The following is an 18,735-nucleotide window of genomic DNA, read 5'->3' on the forward strand; positions in this document are numbered from 1 at the left end:
AACATCAAGTCCTTACCTTTCCTGTTAATAAATTTTGCATAAGCCCTTGTTTTTGTGTTTTTAAGCTCTCTAGTTTGTTTTCTAAAATTTTTATCTCATCATCGCAAGCGGTTAAAATTTCTGCGATTTTTTGTTGTTCTTTTAAAGCTATTGGTATCAAAATTTTTTTTGATAAAAATGTTGCATTTGATATATTGATAGTATTTTTAGCACCTTTTTGAATAATTGTTTGCAAGTAGTTTTTTGTTCTTATTGATGACTCAAAATAAAAATGTAACCAAGCTCCCAAATATCTATTTATTAGTGTAAAAACTCCATACAATGGAGATACTATAACATTTTTTCCATTGAAATTTTGCTTTATTATTCCATAAGGAAAATTACCAGTAGGGCTTTTCGTGTAAACAATATCAAAAGGTTTTACAAGATTATAATTTAAAGTATCTTGTGCTGCAAAGCTTCTCCCCAAATACTCTATTTGGTTGATAATTCCGACATGAACAGACACAGAATACACATCACTTTTACTATCACTTTTAAGCTTATGCTCTGTCAAAATCTCTCCAAGTTTAGTTTCTTGCCACTCGTCGTTGAAGTTTGGAAAGCGGATTTTGGTGGTAAGAAGGTTTTGCATTAAGCCTTTTTTGAACTCTTTTTTTGATTTGATTAGTTCTGCGGTTAAATTTATAGCCCTATCCCAAGTAGATAAAATTTCCGCTATTTTTTCTTGTTCATCAATCGGCGGAAGTAAAATTTTCTAATGAAAAAAAATCTTTATCCGTGATATTTATCCTATCGTGTCTAGCACCATAGTTTGCTACACTTTTAACTTGGTTATACCAAAAAATACTCTTAAAAAAATACGATAAAAATTTTGCCTTTTTCTCATCTTCCACTCTAAATACAGTATATAAAGGTGAAACTATACCAATGGAAATCAAATTTCTATTAATAGGTCCTGTTGGTGCATTTATGGAAATTCGTGGGTTATAAACAAAATCTCCATAATCTACAATATAGTAGTCTTGAATATTATTTTTGTTTGCTATGTCTTTATCAAAATATTCATTTTGCACGACAATTCCATTTGTTGCCGAATTTGATAAAACTAAATTTATAAAGCTATCTTTATTTTTAGTTGAAACTTTTTCAGCAACATCTCCCAGCCTTACAACTCTCCACCCGCTCGGCAAATTTTTAAAACTATTCATCTTTATCCCTCATAGTCCAAGCTCCTTAAGATAGCCATCCATCTTATCTTGAACTATTTTTAGCTCATCTTCAAGGCGTGAAATTTCAAGCTTAACGGCAGCCATATCCACTTGCTCTTCTTCCTCGTAAGTATCTACATATCTAGGGATGTTTAGATTAAAATCATTTTGTTCTATCTCGTTTATGCTTGCTACGTGAGAATACTTATCGATCCGGCTTCTATTTTTGTATGCGGTGATGATCTTTTGGATATTTTCATCAGTTAGGCTGTTTTGATTTTTGCCCTTTTCAAATTCACGGCTAGCGTCTATAAAAATCACGTCTTCTTTAGTGCGATTTTTCTTAAAGATCATGATGCAAACCGGTATACTTGTGCCGTAAAATAGATTTGCAGGCAGTCCGATGACCGCATCAAGCAGATTTTCTCTTATTAGTTTTTCTCTTATCCTTCCCTCACTAGCTCCCCTAAATAGCACGCCGTGTGGCAAAATCACGCCCATAGTTCCGTTTGAATTTAAAGAGCTTATCATGTGAAGCACGAAAGCAAAATCGCCCTTACTCTTTGGGGGCACACCTCTTTTAAACCTGCCAAAACTGTCATTTGCGGCTATATCTTCACCCCATTTATCAAGGCTAAAAGGCGGATTTGCAACGACCACATCAAAGGTTTTTAAAAGACCATTTTCAAGATGAAGCGGATTTCTTATCGTATCGCCCCACTCGATAACCGAGTCATTTATCTCATGCAAAAACATATTCATTTTACAAAGCGCTTGGGTTTGGCTATTTTTCTCCTGTCCGTAAAGACGGAAATTTTGACCGTTTGTCTGCTTGCTGACTTTTATCAGCAAAGAGCCTGATCCGCAGGTTGGGTCATATATCATGGCGCCGTCTTTTGGCTCTACAAGCTGAGCTAGCAGATCAGAAACCTCTCCCGGAGTATAAAATTCTCCGCCTTTTTTACCGGCATCGCTAGCAAATTTTGATATAAGATACTCATACGCATCGCCTATAGCGTCGCTACTTGCTAGGCGTGATGGACGCAGGTCAAGTCTAGGATCGCTAAAGTCTTCGATTAGGTGCTTTAAGATAGCATTTCTTTCTTTTGTGTCGCCAAGCTTGTTTTTATTGTTAAAATCAATGCTTCTAAAAATCCCTTCCAGCTTTTCGGAGTTATCCTCCTCTATCTTATCAAGCATTTTATTAATGATCTCGCCTAGATTATCCGCCTCTTTTTGCTCTATAAGCCTTTCAAACGTATGCTCTTCATCGAGTCTAAATTTCTCACGCTTTAAGCTAGCTTCTATGCGATCTTTTTTATCGCCGTATTTTTCTTTTAAATTTTCAAGCTTTTCTTTGTAAAAATCGGAAAGATACTTTATAAAAAGCATCGTTAAAATATAATCCTTATAATCGCTACTATCTATAGTGCCGCGAAATGTATCGCAAGCCTTCCAAACTACATTATTTATAGTATCTTTTGTTGTTTTTTGCATTTTTATCCTTTGATTGCTTCTTGGAATACTGATTTTGTAAAGATTTTGTTTTTCTCTACCAGAGATGTTAAAATTTCATTTTTTTTAGCTGATATTTCTAAAAATTTTACGATTTGTTGCTGTTTTTGCAGACTAATACTAGGAACTTTAATCTTAGCAAGATCGCTTACCTTTATAGCGGCTATTCTTCCTGAAATGTCGCTATAAAGGGCTTTTTTAACGATATTGCTGTTTAAGTAGTAAGCTATAAATTTTGGCTCAAAACTATTTTTTAATCTTAAGCGAGCAACAAGAGATGAAAATATCAAATTTTCGTATTGAGCATCTATACTCACGGCAAAATTTGGCCATCTAAGGCGTATTAAAACATCTCCTTTTCTTACTAAATAATCATCTTTTAATTGCTCGTTTGATATAAAATTTTCACTAAAGTCGTGACTATATATACCGTCTTCACTGAAAGATTTAAGGGAAACTAAGTTGTATCTTTTCTGTGTAGTATCATCGACTAACGCCTTTTTGCGTTCAGTCATTAGCCCGATTTTAATTTCAGATATATCTTTAAGCTCAATCCTCAAAATTCAAATCCTTTTTGTTATATTCAAGAATTATACAATATCGAACTATATAAATCAAGCCAAATTTAAGCATATATCTAAATTAGTTTTGATATTATTATAATTCAAAAACGATATTAAAGGATAGGTATGTTTGCCGATAGAGTTAAAGAGCTTAAGCTATTAAATGACGAATATTCTAATTCTAATTTTTCATTTACAGTGCTATACGGCAGAAGAAGAGTCGGCAAAACAACGCTTTTAAAAGAATTTATAAAAGATAAGCCCTCTATATACTTTTTGGCCACTCTTGAAAACTTTAATGTAGTTTTAAATAGATTTAAAGATATAGTAGCAGAGTTTTTACAAGATAGTCTTTTAAAGAGCTTAGAGCTAACTGATATAAAGCAGCTATTTAAATATCTCTCAAACAAGAAATTTGATAAAAAAATAATCATAATAATAGATGAATTTCAATATCTTAGCAAGATAGATAGCTCTATACCGTCACAATTCCAATACATAATAGATGAGCTACTGAAAGATAAAAGTATCCACCTAATACTTTGCGGCTCTATAATATCGATGATGTACGAGCAAACTCTATCTTACAATTCCCCTTTATATGGCAGAAGAACAAGCGATATCAAACTTGAGGCCATAGAGTTTGATTATCTAAAAGAATTTTTTAATAATAAGTCAAAAGAGGAGCTAATAGAGCTTTATAGCGTGCTTTATGGAGTGCCTAAATACCTAGAGATGTTTAGAGATAGCGGTGATATATTTAACAGCATAGAGACAAATATATTAAATCCGAATGGATATTTATACAACGAACCTCAATTCATCTTGCAAAATGAGGTAAACGAACCGATCACCTACTTTTCTATACTCGAAGCTATAGCGAACGGAGAACACAAGATAGGAAATATAGCCGGCAAGTTAAATAAGAATGTTCAAAACATCACCTCTTTTATATCAAAGCTCATGGAGCTTGATATCATATATAAAGATGTTCCGATAACCGAGAGCAATCCACTAAAGAGCAAAAAAGGGCTTTACTTTATCAAAGATAATTTTTTTAGATTCTGGTTTAGCTATGTACTACCTTACAAGAGCCAGCTAGAAATAGGTAATACTAACTATGTTTTAAACATATTAAAAGAAAACTTTAATAGCTTTATATCACCTATATATGAAAAACTGGCTCTAAGATATATGATGAATAATTATAGTCTCATAAAATGCGGTAGATGGTGGGACAAAGATACAGAAATAGACATTGTAGGCATAGCGCAAGACTACCTAATAGCAGCAGAGTGTAAATACTCTAATAAAAAAGTAGGCATAGATGTGTTAAAAGACTTGCAAGAAAAATCTAAAAAGATAGACTCAAATTTGCCTATAAAGCATTTTTTTATATTTAGCAAAAGTGGCTTTACCGATGAACTAAAGAAGCTTAAGGGTGATGAAGTCGTATTGGTGGAGTTGGTGTAGATAATTTTGACTATAAAAACAATTCTTTTTAATCATTAAATAGTATTTTTAAATTTAATATTAGGCTCTGTTTTAGCACTTCATTGATTTTTAAAATTTAATAAATTTTCTGATCTTTTATAAAATTTGTCGTCTATTTTGCAAAATCGTAATTAACATAGACCGAAACGTTTAAGTCTTTTACGGTCTCCACTATGTTTTCATAAATTCCCGATGTTAATTACATTAATCAAAACTTGGATGACTTTAATCGAGATATAAGCATATATACATAATATTGACCTGGGGCATGATTTTATAATTTTCTAAAAGTGCTTTGAAATGCCGTATTTTAGGGCTTAGTGGCGGACAGAGAGGGATTTGAACCCTCGAAGCCCGATTAAGACTTGCACCCTTAGCAGGGGTGTGGTTTCAGCCGCTCACCCATCTGTCCATAAAAGAAGAAATGTGATTATATTAAATAGCTCCTGATATGCCGCTTAAATTTTGTAAATTCTAACTAATCTTTCCAAAGACACTATTTTAGCCTATTCTTATCCGGATTTAGAGTATTCGCATAATAACAGATCATGCGATAAACATACAAAATACACCTATCGCTTCCACGATCCATTGTGATAGTTCGCCCTATACATATCCTCAGGATCAAGCATATCTGAGCGAAGCTATATCTGAATATCCAAGAGCTATTAGATCTGCTTCGGTAGATTTTCCGACAAATGGAATTTTTCTAAGCTCACTCATTTGCAACTTCTATTTCAGATAGTATTCTTTCGCAGATTTCCCTAGGATTACTATCTTCATATATCGGTCTGCCAACTACGATAAAATCGCTATTTTCTCTTTTTGCGGCATCCAAATCAGCTACTCTACTTTGATCGTTCGTATCCTCATTAAAAGGACGAATTCCTGGAGTTAAAGTAAGGAAAAAACGTGATGTCGCATCTTTTATCATATTACTCTCAAATACCGAACAAACCATCCCATCAACACCTACTTCATAAGCACTAACACAAAATTTAAGAACAAAATTTTTTATATCGTCGTTATAAACTATTCTAAAACCATCCTCATTAAAACTAGTAAGCGCCGATACAGCAAGAACCAAGGGACGATTTTTTAATAAATTTAAACGGTTCATAACTTCACCCATTGCTCTTTTTCCAGCACTTGCATGGATGTTTATCATATCTACCGGCAGACTTGCTATCACTTCTGCGGCATCAGCCATCGTGTTTGGTATGTCGTGGAGTTTAAGATCTAAAAAAATTTTAAAATCATCTATTTTTTTTATCTCATTTATGATTTTAGCTCCGTCTCTTAAATAACTTCTAAGCCCAACTTTCATCCAGACATCAAGGCCACTTAACTTTCTAGCAAGCTCTAAATTTTGCTCCATATTAGGCATATCCAAAGCTACACAAAGTTTCATATATCACTCCTTGCGGCATCAAGCACGCCGTTTATAAATTTCGGAGCCGAGTCGCTTCCAAGCTCTTTGGCAAGCTCTATCGCCTCGTTTATCACGACCGCTTTATCGGTGTCCGTAAATTTCATCTCGTAAGCTCCAAGACGGAGTATCGCTCTTTCTAAAACGCCGATTTCGTGAATTTTATACTCTTTTAAGTGTGCATTAAGGATCTCATCAATAGCGGCTAAATTTTCATTCACTCCGTCATAAAGCGAAGTCGTGAAATTTCTTTGCTCATTTCTTATCTTTTTTTCCTCTAAAAATTCATCCTTAAATTCACTCATCTCGCTACCCATCTCCTGAGCGTAAAGTAGAGAAATGACGGCTTGTCTAACCTGATGACGAGTTGCCATTTTAAGCCTTTATGTTTTTGTATAGATTTAGTAGCTCTATAGCCCCACTCATCGCTTCAAAGCCTTTATTACCGGCCTTGCTGCCCGCTCGCTCAATGGCCTGCTCGATACTATCTACCGTTAGCACGCCAAATGTTACGGGCTTGCCGTATTTAAGAGTTACGTTTGCGATGCCTTTTGTAGTTTCAGCCGAAACATAGTCAAAATGAGGAGTTGAGCCTCTAATAACCGCTCCAACGCAGCATATCGCGTCCCATTTGCCGCTCTCAAGTGCCTTTTCAAGAGCCATAGGGATTTCAAATGCTCCCGGAACTAAAATAAGGCTTAAATTTTTTTCATCTCCGCCGTGGCGAAGAAACGCATCTCTAGCGCCTTCGACAAGCCTATCAGTGATGATGTGGTTAAACCTCGCGTTGATAATTGCGATTTTTTCTTTTCCGCTTAGTTTTAAATTTCCTTCGATTATGTTCATAATTATCCCCTTAAAATTTCTTGTATTTTTAAAGTCTGCTCTACAACTCTATCCAGCTCGTCTAAATTTAACATATTTGGTCCATCACACATCGCTTCACACGGATTTATATGCGTCTCGTAAAAAAACCCGTCCACACCCACACTTGCCGCCGCTCTTGCAAGATAAGGAACAAATCTCGCGTCCCCTCCGCTCTTACCTCCCGCAACTCCGGGCATCTGCACGCTGTGAGTTACGTCAAAAACTACAGGAGCAAACTCTCTCATGAGGACTAAATTTCTCATATCAACGACTAAATTTCCATATCCAAATGTGCTTCCTCGCTCGGTTAACCAAATTCCATTTTGCCTGGCTACTTCATATCCCTCGCCCTCTATGCCGCGAGTTTCAAGCACTTTTTTAACTGAATATTTCATATTGTCAGCCGCTAAAAACTGTCCTTTTTTGATATTTACAACCGAATTTGTCTTAGCCGCAGCCACAAGCAAATCAGTTTGGCGGCATAAAAACGCGGGAATTTGAAGCACATCGGCTACTTCACTCACAGGTTTAGCCTGATAGCTCTCATGAATATCTGTTAAAATTTTAAAGCCAAATTCTTTTTTCACTCGTGCTAAAATTTCACACCCTTTTTCAAGTCCAGGCCCTCTAAAACTGCTTATACTCGTGCGGTTTGCCTTATCAAAACTTGATTTAAAATAAAAATCAATCCTACTGTCTTCATTAAATTTCACAAGCCTTTTTGCCACTTCAAACACAAGCTCTTCGCTCTCGATGACGCAAGGCCCTGCGATTAGTATCATTATTTCTCCTTTACTACTATAATTCCGCTAAGAATCACTAGAATTATACCTAAAAATGCAACCATGTTTGGCAAACCATCTCCCATAAAATACCCGATGATAATAGTAAAGATAACATCTGCATAGCTTACGGCTGCGACAGTTCCGGCCTTTTTACTGGCGGCATAAGCCTTAGTAAGATACATCTGAAAGTAAAGTCCCGCAACACCCATTAAAACGATTAAAAAGATATTTTTCGTATCGGGCAAGACAAATTTAGAAAACAAAAATTCAAACCCGTCTATCCGGATAAACTCCGCCAAAGCCATAAATATGATCGGAAGAGCCGTGCCAAATCCCATAAAAGAAAAGACTATGACGCGCGTATCATAGCTTTTTTTAAGCTCCCTAACGCTCGTATAAGCCATCGCAGCCCCTACTCCGCTCCAAATTCCAAGCCAATCGGTCTTTGAGATGCCAAGCTCAGGCTGAATGATAAGCAAAATTCCGCCAAATCCGATAAATATCGCCATCCAACCGCGCGAGCTTAACTTCTCACCCATAAACATCGCGGCAAGAAGCGCTGTAAATATCGGGCTAGTCTTAGAAAAGGTAAACGCAGCGCCTAAATTTATATGAGCGATGTTGTAAAAAAACGCAAAGAGCGCAAGCGTGCCGATCACTCCTCTAAAAATAAGCAGATACGGATGCCCACCCTTTTGATGAGCCGGGCGTTTATAAAGCGAATAAACGATCATCACAAGGCCGATCAGATTTCTAAAAAACACAACTTCGATAGACGGCATATCAGCACTTATGACCTTCGCAAGAGCGCCCGTTATCGCAAAGAGCATGCAAGCGATGATCATATAATACGTGCCCAAATGCCTCATTAGAAATTTATGTAACAACTATTAACCTTCTTTGAAATTTGAGCGTATTGTAGTGCAAAACGGCTTAATTTATAAACATTGTAAGTTAAAAATTTGTATAATAGCAAAATTTAAAGGAATATAAAGTGCAAAAAATCATACTTGTCGGAAAGCCAAACGTAGGCAAAAGCTCGCTTTTTAACCGTTTGGCAAAAAAGCGCATAGCCATCACTTCAGACGTAAGCGGAACCACTCGCGATACAAACAAAGCCGAGATAACGATTGACGATAAAAAGTGTATTTTAGTAGATAGCGGCGGACTTGACGAGAGTAGCGAGCTTTTTAGAAACGTCAAAGAAAAAACGCTCAAAGAGGCTCAAAACTCAGACGCGATCATATACATGGTAGACGGCAAAAATTTCCCTGATGATGAAGACAAGGCGATGTTTTACGCGCTTTTAAGACTAGGAATTCCAACCGCACTTGTCATAAACAAGGTCGATAGCAAAAAAGACGAGCAGCGAGCTTGGGAATTTGATAGCTTTGGCGCAAAGGATCTGTTTGCCATCTCTGTTACGCACAACGCGGGAGTTGATGAGCTTAGCAAGTGGATTTATAGGCATCTTAAAGATGAGATAAAGCCTGATTTGGATGAAGATTTTGATGATTTTTTAGAGACTCTTGACGAAGAAGGCGAGCAAAATTTCGAAGAAAAAAACATAAGAGTTGGCATCATAGGCCGCGTAAACGTAGGCAAAAGCTCGCTTTTAAACGCTTTGGTTAAAGACGCAAGAGCCGTTGTAAGCGATGTGGCAGGCACCACGATAGATCCTGTAAATGAAACCTTCGTTTATGAAGATAGAGTGATCGAATTTGTCGATACCGCAGGCATTAGAAAGCGCGGCAAGATAGAAGGCATCGAAAGATACGCGCTAAACAGAACCGAAAGCGTACTTGAAAATACCGATATCGCCCTACTCGTGCTTGATAGCTCAGAGCCGCTAACCGAGCTTGATGAGCGTATAGCAGGGCTTGCTAGCAAATTTAACCTCGGCGTGATAATCGTGCTAAACAAGTGGGACAAGAGCGAAGTGGAGTTTGACGAGATGAAAAAGATCATCAAAGATAAGTTTAAATTTCTAACCTACGCACCGATAATCAGCGTTAGTGCACTTGGCGGCAAGAGAGTGCATAAAATTTACTCGCTCATCTTTGAAGTTTATAAAAATTTCACTCAAAAAATTCAAACCTCAAGGCTAAACGAACTCATCGAAGAGGCAACCAAAATTCACCCGATACCGCGCGAAAAAGGTAAGAGTGTGAAGATTTACTATGCCGTGCAGTTTGGATTTGCACCGCCAAAGATAGCTCTTATCATGAACCGTCCGCGCGCACTTCACTTTAGTTACAAACGATATCTTACAAACAAACTGCGCGAGAAATTTGATCTAAACGGCGTTCCTGTCGTGCTCATACCAAAAAACAGAAGTAGCGATAGCGAGGAAAAAGATGAGCAGTAACTTAGTCTTAATCGGCTTCATGGGCGTAGGTAAAGGCACGGTCGCAAGAGAGCTTTGCAAAAAACTAAAGCGACTTATGCTCGATACGGACGATCTTATCGAAAGTAGTGAAAATTTAAAAATTCGTGAAATTTTTGAGACAAAGGGCGAAGAGTATTTTAGAAAGCAGGAGCGCTTAGTCGCTAAAAATTTAGCCGCTAACGTGCAAAACTGCGTGATAGCAGGCGGCGGAGGTTTTGTAAACGTTAAAAATTTAAACAAAATCGGCACCGTGATATATTTAAAATCAAGCTTTGAAGGCATAATAAAACGCATAGAAAATAGCGAAAATGCAGAGAAGAAATTTGCCAAACGCCCGCTTTTAAAAGATAGAAACAAAGCAAAAGAGCTATTTAAAACAAGAAAGAAAATTTATGAGAAAAAGGCCGATATCATCGTTGATGTCGAAGGAAAGAGCGCTAAAAATATAGTTAAAGAGATTGTAAATAAGATTAAAAAATGAACGTATGGTTTAGATTTTACAACTCAAATTTGAGAAAAACTAAAATTTAAGCTTGAAAAAGGATGAAAATTTGAGAGTACTAACAGGACTTCAGCCCTCAGGCAAGCTGCATCTGGGCAACTATTTTGCCTCGATAAAGCAGATGGTCGACGCGCAAAACTCAAGTGATATGTTTATGTTTATCGCAAACTATCACGCCATGACCTCAGTTAGCGAAGCAAGCAGGCTTAAGCAAAATACTTTTGAGGCAGCATGCGCATTTCTTTCGCTTGGTATAGATCCGAACAAAAGCGTATTTTGGGTGCAAAGTGACGTAAAAGAGGTGCTTGAGCTATACTGGGTGCTAAGTCAATACACTCCGATGGGGCTGCTTGAGCGCGCGCACAGCTATAAAGACAAGATCGCTAAAGGCATAAGCGCAAATCACGGGCTTTTTAGCTATCCAGTGCTCATGGCTGCCGATATCTTGCTATTTAGCGCAAACGTCGTTCCTGTCGGCAAAGATCAAATTCAGCACGTCGAGATAGCTCGCGATATAGCCATCAAATTTAACAACGAACATGGAGAAATTTTTACTCTGCCTGAGAGCAAAGTCGATGAAAACGTAGCAACCGTGCCTGGAACTGACGGAGCTAAGATGAGTAAAAGCTATAAAAATACGATCGATATCTTTAGCGACGCAAAAACGCTTAAAAAGCAAATCGGCTCGATAGTAACCGATAGCGCGAGCCTAGAAGAGCCAAAAGAGTGGAGAGGCTGCAATGTATATAATATCGCGAAGCTATTTTTGGACGAGAGCGGGCAAAAAGCGCTTCAACAGCGTTATGAGCGCGGCGGCGAAGGACACGGACACTTTAAGATGTATCTAAATGAGCTTGCATGGGAGTATTTCGCCTCTGCAAGAGAGAAGTACGAATACTACTTAAATCACGAAGGCGAGGTAAATGAGATATTGTTAGCGGGCGCAAAAAAGGCTCGCGAAGTAGCGCTTCCGCTCATAGAAAGAGTGCGTGAGGCAACCGGAATTTATAGATAGGATTAGCATGATAAATTTAAAACTACTTGAGACAAACTACGATGAATTCGTATCAAAACTGCGAGGCAAGAAGATAAAAGAAGAAGTTCTAAGCGAACTTTTAGCCACTTTTAACGAGCTAAAAACCAAAAGGCAAAATTTAGAAAGCTTACAAGCCGTCCAAAACGCTAAAAGCAAGGAGCTTGGCATCAAAGCAAGAGGTGGCGAGGATGTAAGCGCGCTTAAAGAAGAGCTAAATCTAAACAAAGCTGCGATGAGCGAAGCTGAAAAAGTAGTTCGCGAGCTTGACGAAAAGCTTGACGCCATAGCTTCAGGTGTGCCAAACATCACCGATGATGACGTGCCTTTTGGGAAAGATGAGGATGATAACGTCGAGCTTAAAAAAGTGCTTGAACCGCGCAAATTTGACTTTGAGCCAAAGGAGCACTACGAGCTTGGCGAGAAGCTTGGTTGGCTTGATTTTGAACGCGGGGCAAAGCTTGCGGGAAGCCGCTTTACGGTGCTAAAAGGAGACGGAGCGAAGCTTAGCAGAGCACTAGTTAATTATATGATTGATTTTAACATGGCTCGCGGATTTGAGCTGGTAAACGTGCCGTTTTTAGTAAATTCACGCACGCTTTACGGCACGGGACAGCTTCCAAAATTTGAAGAAGATCTTTATAAAATTCGCGATGAGGATCTATATCTCATCCCAACTAGCGAAGTGCCTGTGACAAATTTATACAATGACGAGATCATCGAGGCTAGCAACCTGCCTATCAAGATGACTTGCTACTCGGCTTGCTTTCGCCAAGAGGCGGGCTCTGCAGGCAAGGATACGCGCGGCATGATACGCCAGCACCAGTTTGAAAAGGTAGAGCTTGTAAGCATAACCGCGCCTGTTCAAAGCGAAAAGGTATTTGAGGAGATGGTAGCTTGCGCGAGTGATTTGCTAACTTCACTTGGCTTACCACATCGCCATCTGCTTCTTTGCAGCGGAGACCTTGGCTTTAGCGCGGCAAAGACTATCGACCTTGAAGTTTGGCTACCCGGTCAAAACAAGTACCGCGAGATAAGCTCGGTCTCAAATACTGGTGATTTTCAAGCAAGAAGGGCAAAAATTCGCTTTAAAGACGGCAAGAAAAACACTCTCGTTCACACGCTTAACGGCTCGAGCCTAGCGGTAGGCAGAACGCTTATAGCCATCATGGAAAACTACCAAAAAAGCGACGGCACGATAGAAATTCCAGAGGTTCTTAAAAGGTATATGTAGTGGCTGAAGAAAATGTAGTCATACTAGAGGAAGCAGACGAATCAAAAAACGAAAAACTTCAAGATGAAGGGCTTATCTCCCTTGATAGTTTGCAAGAGGAGCAAGCCAAATCAGATCAGCCTGAGAAGATCGTAGTCAAAAAAAGCAAAAAAAAGCTTTTAATAATCGTCGCAATTGCAGCCTTAGTATCGGCTATACTAATAGCTATAATTTTATTTTTTGTTTTCAAAGAAGATAAGAGTTCAGATATTGATCCGTCTAAACTCGCAAGAGAAATCGAAGACCGCTTTGAAGTGCAGAAATTTGGCGCTTCAAAGATCGATGACATGATACAAAAGGCTAATATCTTATACGAAAAGGGCAATAAATTTGAAGCGCTTAAAATTTATGAAAACATAGCAATTTTTAACGAGTCTTTATCAAACTACAACTTAGGCGTATCTCAAATGAGACAACAAAAATTTGATGATGCGCTAGAGTCATTTAAAAAAGCGATCAACAACAAAGAAAATATAGCAGTAAGTGCTATAAATGCGGCTGTATGCTCACTAGAGCTTAATAACAAGCAAAATTTTCAATACTATATAGATTTAGCAAATTCATTTCTTCAAGATGAGTCAGATTCTCCACTTTATAACTACTACTATGCACTTATAAACTACTACAAGAGTCATTATATAGAGGCTTTGCGAGCACTTTCCCATCCTGTCAACGGACACTATAAAGACAAATATGAGTACCTTAGTGCAAAAATTTTAAGCTATTTAAATCAAAACAAAGAGGCTATAGAACTACTAGAAAAACAAAGGGAATTTGATGCAAGTTTGACCCTTGGTATGCTTTACGCTAAAGAAGGGGAGTATGAGAAGGCTAGAAACAAGCTAAATATCGCTCTTAAAAGTGAAAGCAACACTGATAAAATCGACTCAATACTGGCATTAATAGATATTAAAACAAATAACTATCCGGCTGCAGCCGATGGGCTAAAAATGGTCTTTTTAAAAGATCCGTTATTCTTAAATAATAATTTTCCGATTAAAACGATACTAAAACCGGAACTATTTGATGTAAATTTAGCTCAAATGCATTTTAAAAACGATATATTTTTTGACAAAACCAGAAGATATGAGGTCTTGTTTTATTTCGCACCTTACAAAGTTTTTGATCCTGGCCAAACGATAAACTACATAAGAAAAGGTGGAGTTAGTCTGTTTTTAGATGATGCAAGCGCAGCAAGCAATTACCTAAACACAAGCGGAATGATATCAAAGGTAAATTTAGAAATATCAAAAGCCATAGCAAGCGCTTTAAACTACAAACTAAAAGAGGCAAATGCGCATTTTGCAAAGCTTATTTCAATCTATCCGGAACACTCAGTGCTTCACTACAACCTTGCTTTGAGCTACGCTCAACTTGGCAACTTCTCTCTTGCGGCTAAGCACTTTATTACAAGTTATCACCTTGATCCAACGAATCATCTTGCCGGAGTTTTTGGCGCAATATCAAACGATATAAATAGCATTAATAACACAAAATTTATTAAAGAGATAACTGAAAATTTAGCGCAAGATCATAATATAAAAGAGGTTAATTTGTATAAGGCTCTAATGGAACTCATCTCCGGTAATCAAAATGCGCTAATAAGATGGCTTGAAGAAGAAAAGGAAGAGAGCGCTATAAATTTAGCATTTGACGCGATAATAGCTAAAATTGTAAATAGAGATGAGGACTTTATCGCAAAGAGCGAAATTTTAAAATCGAAGCTTCCAAATGACGTAATATCAAATATTTTAAGCTTTATATCCAAATTTAAAGATAGTAATATCAAAGAGTATGTACGCCAAATTCAGATCTATTTTCACAATAAAGAGCTAAATGAAGCAGCTTTTTATCACGGCGCAAACATTATCAAAGAACAATATATTAAGCTTCTTCAAATTTCAGGACTACTTAACTACGAGAGAGAAAAACTTAAAAAATTAATTGCAAACGGTAATCAAAATGATATAAATTTATTACAAACTCTCGCGTATATCGATATTTTTACTAACGATTTCGAAGAGAGCTATCAAATATATAATAAAATCATAGATGAGTTTAAGATTACCGACGCAGGAACACTGTTTCTAACATCTGTGGCCGCAATAGGCTCCAATCACCCTCAAAATGCAATCGCTCTTTTGGAGCTATCAAAGCTAACCGATCCAAACGCCTTTGAAAGCAGACTGGCGCTTGCACTCTTATATCAAGAGATTGGCAATATAGATGCTGCTGTAATACAATACAATCTAATCAAAGATACTAAATTTAAAAGCAAATTTTTTGATTTTATGTTAAAGCATTAACTTTAATATATTATTTTAAGAATTATTTGAATAAATTAATGGTTCACATCATCAAAGCCGAATGCCAAATTTAGCAAACGGCTTGTAATTGAACTAAATTTATTTACCCGTTTTCATTCTTTCCAACCACTTGCAACCCTCTTCATTGCCGGCTTGGCAAGCCTGTGTGGAAATTTGCGTTAGCCACTCGCAAGCATCAACGCTATTTAATTTGCAAGCTTTATATGCGTACTCCATTGCTTTTTTAGCATCTTGTTGGCTAAGAGCGGCGGCTCCAAAACAACCGTTGCTATATCCGTATTCGCAAGCCTTATCGTAATAATACAGCATCTTTTGAGGATCATTTTGATAAGCGTTTGCCGCCATATAGCAAGCGTGCGGATCTTTGTTCTCGCAAGCTATCTCCTCTTTTGCGGTTTTATCTAGCCTTTCGCAAGCTTTGCTTTTTCTGTTGTGCTTGCAAGCGATAGAAAATAACTCAGTCGCCTTTTTCTCATCCTTCATACCGTATTTATCAGTTTCATAAAGCACGCCTAGTTGGGTGCAACCTTCAGGATATTTATCGGGGCAAATTTTCTCTAAAATCTCTTTGCTTTTTTTGATATCTTGTTTCACGCCTATACCATCAGCGTAAAAAAAGCCCACCGTAGGGCACATATTATATACACCTCTTTCGCACAAGCCACTATAGACCTCAAAAGCCTTTTCATAATCCTTCTCTACACCATCACCGTAGTAATACATAGAGGCAAGATATACGCAAGATTCCTCATCTTTGCCGATATCACAACCTTTTTTTGCATACTTAAACGACGTTTGAAAGTCTTTTTTATTATAAGCAGCGATGGCTAGCTTGCCGCAACTTGCAGCATCATTTGCTTTGCAGCCCTCTTCATATTTTTGCGCAAGCTCTTTTGCGTAACCCTTTTCGCAACACATTTTGTCTTGATTATTTAGGTCGCAGCACATTTTGTAATACATAATAGCTTTTTGCGGATCGCTTGCAACGCCCGGTCTTCCAAAATCATAATGCGAGCCAAGCTGCTTACAAGATGACCAAACCTTATCCTTTACGCAAGCTTCGTGCTCAAACGGGATAGACTCTCTAAATTTATTATCTATTCTTAACTCGTTTGCGATTGATGCGTTAGTTCTTGCATGGGCGCAAAGCGTAAGTAGCACGGCAAAAACGATAAAAACCAACTTTTTCATAGCGATCTCCTTGTGTGAAATTTTAATATTGCCATTATAATAGATTTTATTACCAAATATCAATATAATGTGTTGTTTCTCACAAGAACACTTGTAGATTAAATATTTTCCGAAAAATTTTATTAATCTAATTTTATTATTTTAATTTTTTAGTTGTTTTTATAAAATATAAGTAATATTTTTTAATCAAGGATAATTAATGACTTTTTCTCAATCTATAAAAAATTGCTTTAGCAACTATGCAACATTTCATGGCAGAGCATCTAGGTCTGAGTATTGGTGGTTCGCACTTTTTAATGTTCTCGTATACATATTGGCAAGCGCGATAGACACGACGATAAATTCTTCAATATTTTATACCATATCTGTATTAGTGCTTTTTTTGCCAACTATTTCTGTCTCCGTAAGAAGACTACACGATATCAATAAAAGTGGCTGGTTTTATCTTCTGTTTTTAATACCGATTATAGGGATAATCATACTTATAATATGGTTTGTAAAGCGTGGAACAATAGGCCCTAATCAATTTGGAGACGACCCTGTTTTAGAATAAAATTAAATTAGCTCGTAACCTGAGTGGTTGCGAGCTAATTTTTAGATTATATCTATTTACTTAAATTTTTGATCCTAATAAAGCTATTTAACGCACCTACATAGGCCTTCGCACTAGCCATCATAGTATCTATATCAAGCCCATGTCCTATAACAGCGTTATTTTTATCAAATTCGACCTTAACTATAACGCTAGCCAAAGCATCTTTACCCTGACTAACCGCACTTACTTTATAGTCTTTTAATACTCCATTTATCTTACTTATGCGATCAATAACCTTAAATATCGCATCTACTGTTCCATTTCCAAGAGCCGCATCGCTAATAAACTCATCCTTATGCTTTATCGTTACAGCAGCACTTGCAAGCCCTTTATTGCAGTTATTTTGACTTAGAGTTACTATTTCGTAAGCTTGCGGAATTTTAATAAATTCACTAGTAACAAGAGCGCGGATATCATCATCAAATACCTCTTTTTTCTTATCGGCAAGCTCTTTAAATTTATCAAACGCTTCGTTTAGCGCTTCGCTATCAAGCTCAAAACCAAGACTTATTAGTTTATCTTTAAAAGCGTGACGTCCAGAATGTTTACCAAGAACCAATGAATTTTTCTCAAGCCCTATGCTTTCAGCTGAGATTATCTCATAAGTTTCTTTATGTTTTAATACGCCGTCTTGGTGAATTCCACTTTCGTGAGCAAAGGCGTTTTTACCCACTATAGCCTTATTTGGCTGAGGCTCGATACCTGTTATTGTTGCTACAAGACGAGAGCTTGGATAAATTTCTTTGCAGATTATGTCGGTATAAAGCGGCGCAAATATATCCTGACGCGTTTTTATCGCCATCACGATCTCTTCTAGACTTGCATTACCCGCGCGCTCTCCAAGTCCGTTTAGCGTGCACTCAACCTGTCTGGCTCCCGCCATAACAGCAGCAAGAGAGTTTGCCGTGGCAAGCCCTAAATCGTTATGATTATGGACTGAGACTATTGCTCGCCCATTTATAAATTTTACCATCTCGCTTATCATTGCCGTAAGCTCGTTTGGTAGGCGATATCCCACTGTATCGGGCAGATTTATAGTCTTTGCTCCAACTTCTATAACAGCTTCACAAATCTCTTTCATAAATCCTAGCTCAGTCCTACCCGCATCCTCGCAACTAAACTCAACGTCATCACAAAATGTTTTAGCATATTTTACAGCTTCAACAGCACGGTGTATCACTTCGTCAGGTTTCATCTTAAGCTTATACTCCATATGAATCGGACTTGTAGCGATAAATGTATGGATTCTCTTTTTTTTAGCAGGAAATATAGCCTCTCCGGCAGCTTTGATATCTCTTTCTACGGCTCTTGCAAGAGAACAAACAGTAATATTTGAAGACTGCTTTGCTATCTGATTTATCGCATCAAAGTCTCCCGGGCTTGCTGCAGCAAACCCGGCCTCCATCACATCCACTCCAAGGCGCTCAAGTTGAAGAGCTATTCTTAACTTCTCTTCAGTATTCATTGAGGCACCAGGGCTTTGCTCGCCATCTCTTAATGTGGTATCAAATATAATTATTTTATTATTATTCATTTTAGATCCTTGTTAAGTTTTTTGAAA

General features: G+C 37.5%; 19 protein-coding genes and 1 tRNA gene. 7 read left to right on the forward strand and 13 right to left on the reverse strand.

Translation table 11 applies throughout. The features are described 5' to 3' along the window. Positions 1–4 precede the first annotated feature (4 nt). The 4 genes from CDOMF_RS08005 to CDOMF_RS08020 all read right to left on the reverse strand — a co-directional run bounded on the left by CDOMF_RS08005 (position 5) and on the right by CDOMF_RS08020 (position 3,286). On the reverse strand, positions 5–556 hold the full coding sequence (locus CDOMF_RS08005; RefSeq protein ID WP_442863502.1) for a restriction endonuclease subunit S: 552 nt from the start codon (positions 554–556) through the stop codon (positions 5–7). Positions 557–734: 178 nt separating this feature from the next. After that, the gene (locus tag CDOMF_RS08010) at positions 735–1,211 is read right to left on the reverse strand and encodes a hypothetical protein (protein ID WP_260951476.1); all 477 of its coding nucleotides are present in this window, start codon (positions 1,209–1,211) and stop codon (positions 735–737) included. A gap of 9 nt (positions 1,212–1,220) precedes the next feature. Next, positions 1,221–2,708, reverse strand: coding sequence for a type I restriction-modification system subunit M (locus CDOMF_RS08015; protein WP_260951477.1), 1,488 nt, complete (start codon positions 2,706–2,708; stop codon positions 1,221–1,223). Between the two features lie 2 nt (positions 2,709–2,710). Further along, positions 2,711–3,286, reverse strand: a complete 576-nt coding sequence (locus CDOMF_RS08020; RefSeq protein WP_260951478.1) for a restriction endonuclease subunit S — start codon at positions 3,284–3,286, stop codon at positions 2,711–2,713. A 129-nt stretch (positions 3,287–3,415) separates the two neighbouring features. Here CDOMF_RS08020 and CDOMF_RS08025 point away from each other — a divergent pair, with 129 nt between their 5' ends. Next, positions 3,416–4,762, forward strand: a complete 1,347-nt coding sequence (locus CDOMF_RS08025) for an ATP-binding protein (RefSeq protein WP_260951479.1) — start codon at positions 3,416–3,418, stop codon at positions 4,760–4,762. A gap of 342 nt (positions 4,763–5,104) precedes the next feature. Here CDOMF_RS08025 and CDOMF_RS08030 read toward each other — a convergent pair. The 7 genes from CDOMF_RS08030 to CDOMF_RS08060 all read right to left on the reverse strand — a co-directional run bounded on the left by CDOMF_RS08030 (position 5,105) and on the right by CDOMF_RS08060 (position 8,751). Further along, a tRNA-Ser gene (locus CDOMF_RS08030) sits at positions 5,105–5,195 on the reverse strand. Between the two features lie 212 nt (positions 5,196–5,407). Continuing rightward, a complete protein-coding gene (locus CDOMF_RS08035) occupies positions 5,408–5,506 on the reverse strand; it encodes a helix-hairpin-helix domain-containing protein (protein ID WP_249321519.1) in 99 nt (32 codons plus the stop codon). Beyond that, complete coding sequence (pyrF, locus tag CDOMF_RS08040; RefSeq protein WP_260951480.1) at positions 5,499–6,194, reverse strand: orotidine-5'-phosphate decarboxylase; 696 nt, start codon at positions 6,192–6,194, stop codon at positions 5,499–5,501. The genes CDOMF_RS08035 and pyrF overlap by 8 nt, the downstream gene beginning before the upstream one ends. Beyond that, a complete protein-coding gene (gene nusB / locus CDOMF_RS08045; protein WP_260951481.1) occupies positions 6,191–6,586 on the reverse strand; it encodes a transcription antitermination factor NusB in 396 nt (131 codons plus the stop codon). The genes pyrF and nusB overlap by 4 nt, the downstream gene beginning before the upstream one ends. 1 nt (position 6,587) lies before the next feature. Then, positions 6,588–7,058, reverse strand: a complete 471-nt coding sequence (gene ribH, locus CDOMF_RS08050; protein ID WP_170019359.1) for a 6,7-dimethyl-8-ribityllumazine synthase — start codon at positions 7,056–7,058, stop codon at positions 6,588–6,590. Between the two features lie 2 nt (positions 7,059–7,060). Then, positions 7,061–7,861 (reverse strand): 3-deoxy-8-phosphooctulonate synthase, encoded by an 801-nt coding sequence (gene kdsA, locus CDOMF_RS08055; protein WP_260951482.1) that lies wholly within the window; start codon positions 7,859–7,861, stop codon positions 7,061–7,063. Beyond that, complete coding sequence (locus CDOMF_RS08060) at positions 7,861–8,751, reverse strand: DMT family transporter (protein ID WP_260951483.1); 891 nt, start codon at positions 8,749–8,751, stop codon at positions 7,861–7,863. The genes kdsA and CDOMF_RS08060 overlap by 1 nt, the downstream gene beginning before the upstream one ends. A 107-nt stretch (positions 8,752–8,858) precedes the next feature. On the opposite strand from CDOMF_RS08060, the gene der reads away from it, so the two are divergent. The 5 genes from der (at position 8,859) to CDOMF_RS08085 (ending at position 15,367) form a co-directional block, all read left to right on the forward strand. Beyond that, complete coding sequence (der, locus tag CDOMF_RS08065; RefSeq protein ID WP_260951484.1) at positions 8,859–10,232, forward strand: ribosome biogenesis GTPase Der; 1,374 nt, start codon at positions 8,859–8,861, stop codon at positions 10,230–10,232. Next, positions 10,222–10,734, forward strand: a complete 513-nt coding sequence (locus CDOMF_RS08070; protein ID WP_260951485.1) for a shikimate kinase — start codon at positions 10,222–10,224, stop codon at positions 10,732–10,734. Before der ends, CDOMF_RS08070 begins: the two co-directional genes overlap by 11 nt. A 70-nt stretch (positions 10,735–10,804) precedes the next feature. Continuing rightward, positions 10,805–11,770, forward strand: a complete 966-nt coding sequence (trpS, locus tag CDOMF_RS08075; RefSeq protein WP_260951486.1) for a tryptophan--tRNA ligase — start codon at positions 10,805–10,807, stop codon at positions 11,768–11,770. A 7-nt stretch (positions 11,771–11,777) separates the two neighbouring features. Beyond that, the gene (gene serS / locus CDOMF_RS08080; protein ID WP_260951487.1) at positions 11,778–13,022 is read left to right on the forward strand and encodes a serine--tRNA ligase; all 1,245 of its coding nucleotides are present in this window, start codon (positions 11,778–11,780) and stop codon (positions 13,020–13,022) included. Further along, complete coding sequence (locus CDOMF_RS08085; protein WP_260951488.1) at positions 13,022–15,367, forward strand: tetratricopeptide repeat protein; 2,346 nt, start codon at positions 13,022–13,024, stop codon at positions 15,365–15,367. The genes serS and CDOMF_RS08085 overlap by 1 nt, the downstream gene beginning before the upstream one ends. A gap of 99 nt (positions 15,368–15,466) precedes the next feature. On the opposite strand, the gene CDOMF_RS08090 is transcribed toward CDOMF_RS08085, so the two are convergent. Beyond that, positions 15,467–16,579, reverse strand: a complete 1,113-nt coding sequence (locus CDOMF_RS08090; RefSeq protein WP_260951489.1) for a tetratricopeptide repeat protein — start codon at positions 16,577–16,579, stop codon at positions 15,467–15,469. Between the two features lie 199 nt (positions 16,580–16,778). On the opposite strand from CDOMF_RS08090, the gene CDOMF_RS08095 reads away from it, so the two are divergent. Beyond that, entirely contained in the window at positions 16,779–17,132 is a 354-nt protein-coding gene (locus CDOMF_RS08095) for a DUF805 domain-containing protein (RefSeq protein ID WP_260951490.1), read from the forward strand. 52 nt (positions 17,133–17,184) lie between these two features. Here the strand turns inward: CDOMF_RS08095 and CDOMF_RS08100 are convergent, their stop codons facing one another. Continuing rightward, complete coding sequence (locus tag CDOMF_RS08100; RefSeq protein ID WP_260951492.1) at positions 17,185–18,708, reverse strand: 2-isopropylmalate synthase; 1,524 nt, start codon at positions 18,706–18,708, stop codon at positions 17,185–17,187. Between the last annotated feature and the right edge of the window lie 27 nt (positions 18,709–18,735).

The sequence above is a fragment of the Campylobacter sp. RM16187 genome (assembly GCF_025319965.1).
Taxonomy (GTDB): Bacteria; Campylobacterota; Campylobacteria; order Campylobacterales; family Campylobacteraceae; genus Campylobacter_A.

What these genes read in the sequence shown, in the direction of transcription:
- CDOMF_RS08010 (WP_260951476.1), bottom strand. Translation starts at nt 1,211, where the DNA reads ATGAATAGTTTTAAAAATTTGCCGAGCGGGTGGAGAGTTGTAAGGCTG.
- CDOMF_RS08015 (WP_260951477.1), bottom strand. Translation starts at nt 2,708, where the DNA reads ATGCAAAAAACAACAAAAGATACTATAAATAATGTAGTTTGGAAGGCT.
- CDOMF_RS08025 (WP_260951479.1), top strand. Translation starts at nt 3,416, where the DNA reads ATGTTTGCCGATAGAGTTAAAGAGCTTAAGCTATTAAATGACGAATAT.
- CDOMF_RS08035 (WP_249321519.1), bottom strand. Translation starts at nt 5,506, where the DNA reads ATGAGTGAGCTTAGAAAAATTCCATTTGTCGGAAAATCTACCGAAGCA.
- pyrF (WP_260951480.1), bottom strand. Translation starts at nt 6,194, where the DNA reads ATGAAACTTTGTGTAGCTTTGGATATGCCTAATATGGAGCAAAATTTA.
- nusB (WP_260951481.1), bottom strand. Translation starts at nt 6,586, where the DNA reads ATGGCAACTCGTCATCAGGTTAGACAAGCCGTCATTTCTCTACTTTAC.
- ribH (WP_170019359.1), bottom strand. Translation starts at nt 7,058, where the DNA reads ATGAACATAATCGAAGGAAATTTAAAACTAAGCGGAAAAGAAAAAATC.
- kdsA (WP_260951482.1), bottom strand. Translation starts at nt 7,861, where the DNA reads ATGATACTAATCGCAGGGCCTTGCGTCATCGAGAGCGAAGAGCTTGTG.
- CDOMF_RS08070 (WP_260951485.1), top strand. Translation starts at nt 10,222, where the DNA reads ATGAGCAGTAACTTAGTCTTAATCGGCTTCATGGGCGTAGGTAAAGGC.
- serS (WP_260951487.1), top strand. Translation starts at nt 11,778, where the DNA reads ATGATAAATTTAAAACTACTTGAGACAAACTACGATGAATTCGTATCA.
- CDOMF_RS08090 (WP_260951489.1), bottom strand. Translation starts at nt 16,579, where the DNA reads ATGAAAAAGTTGGTTTTTATCGTTTTTGCCGTGCTACTTACGCTTTGC.
- CDOMF_RS08095 (WP_260951490.1), top strand. Translation starts at nt 16,779, where the DNA reads ATGACTTTTTCTCAATCTATAAAAAATTGCTTTAGCAACTATGCAACA.
- CDOMF_RS08100 (WP_260951492.1), bottom strand. Translation starts at nt 18,708, where the DNA reads ATGAATAATAATAAAATAATTATATTTGATACCACATTAAGAGATGGC.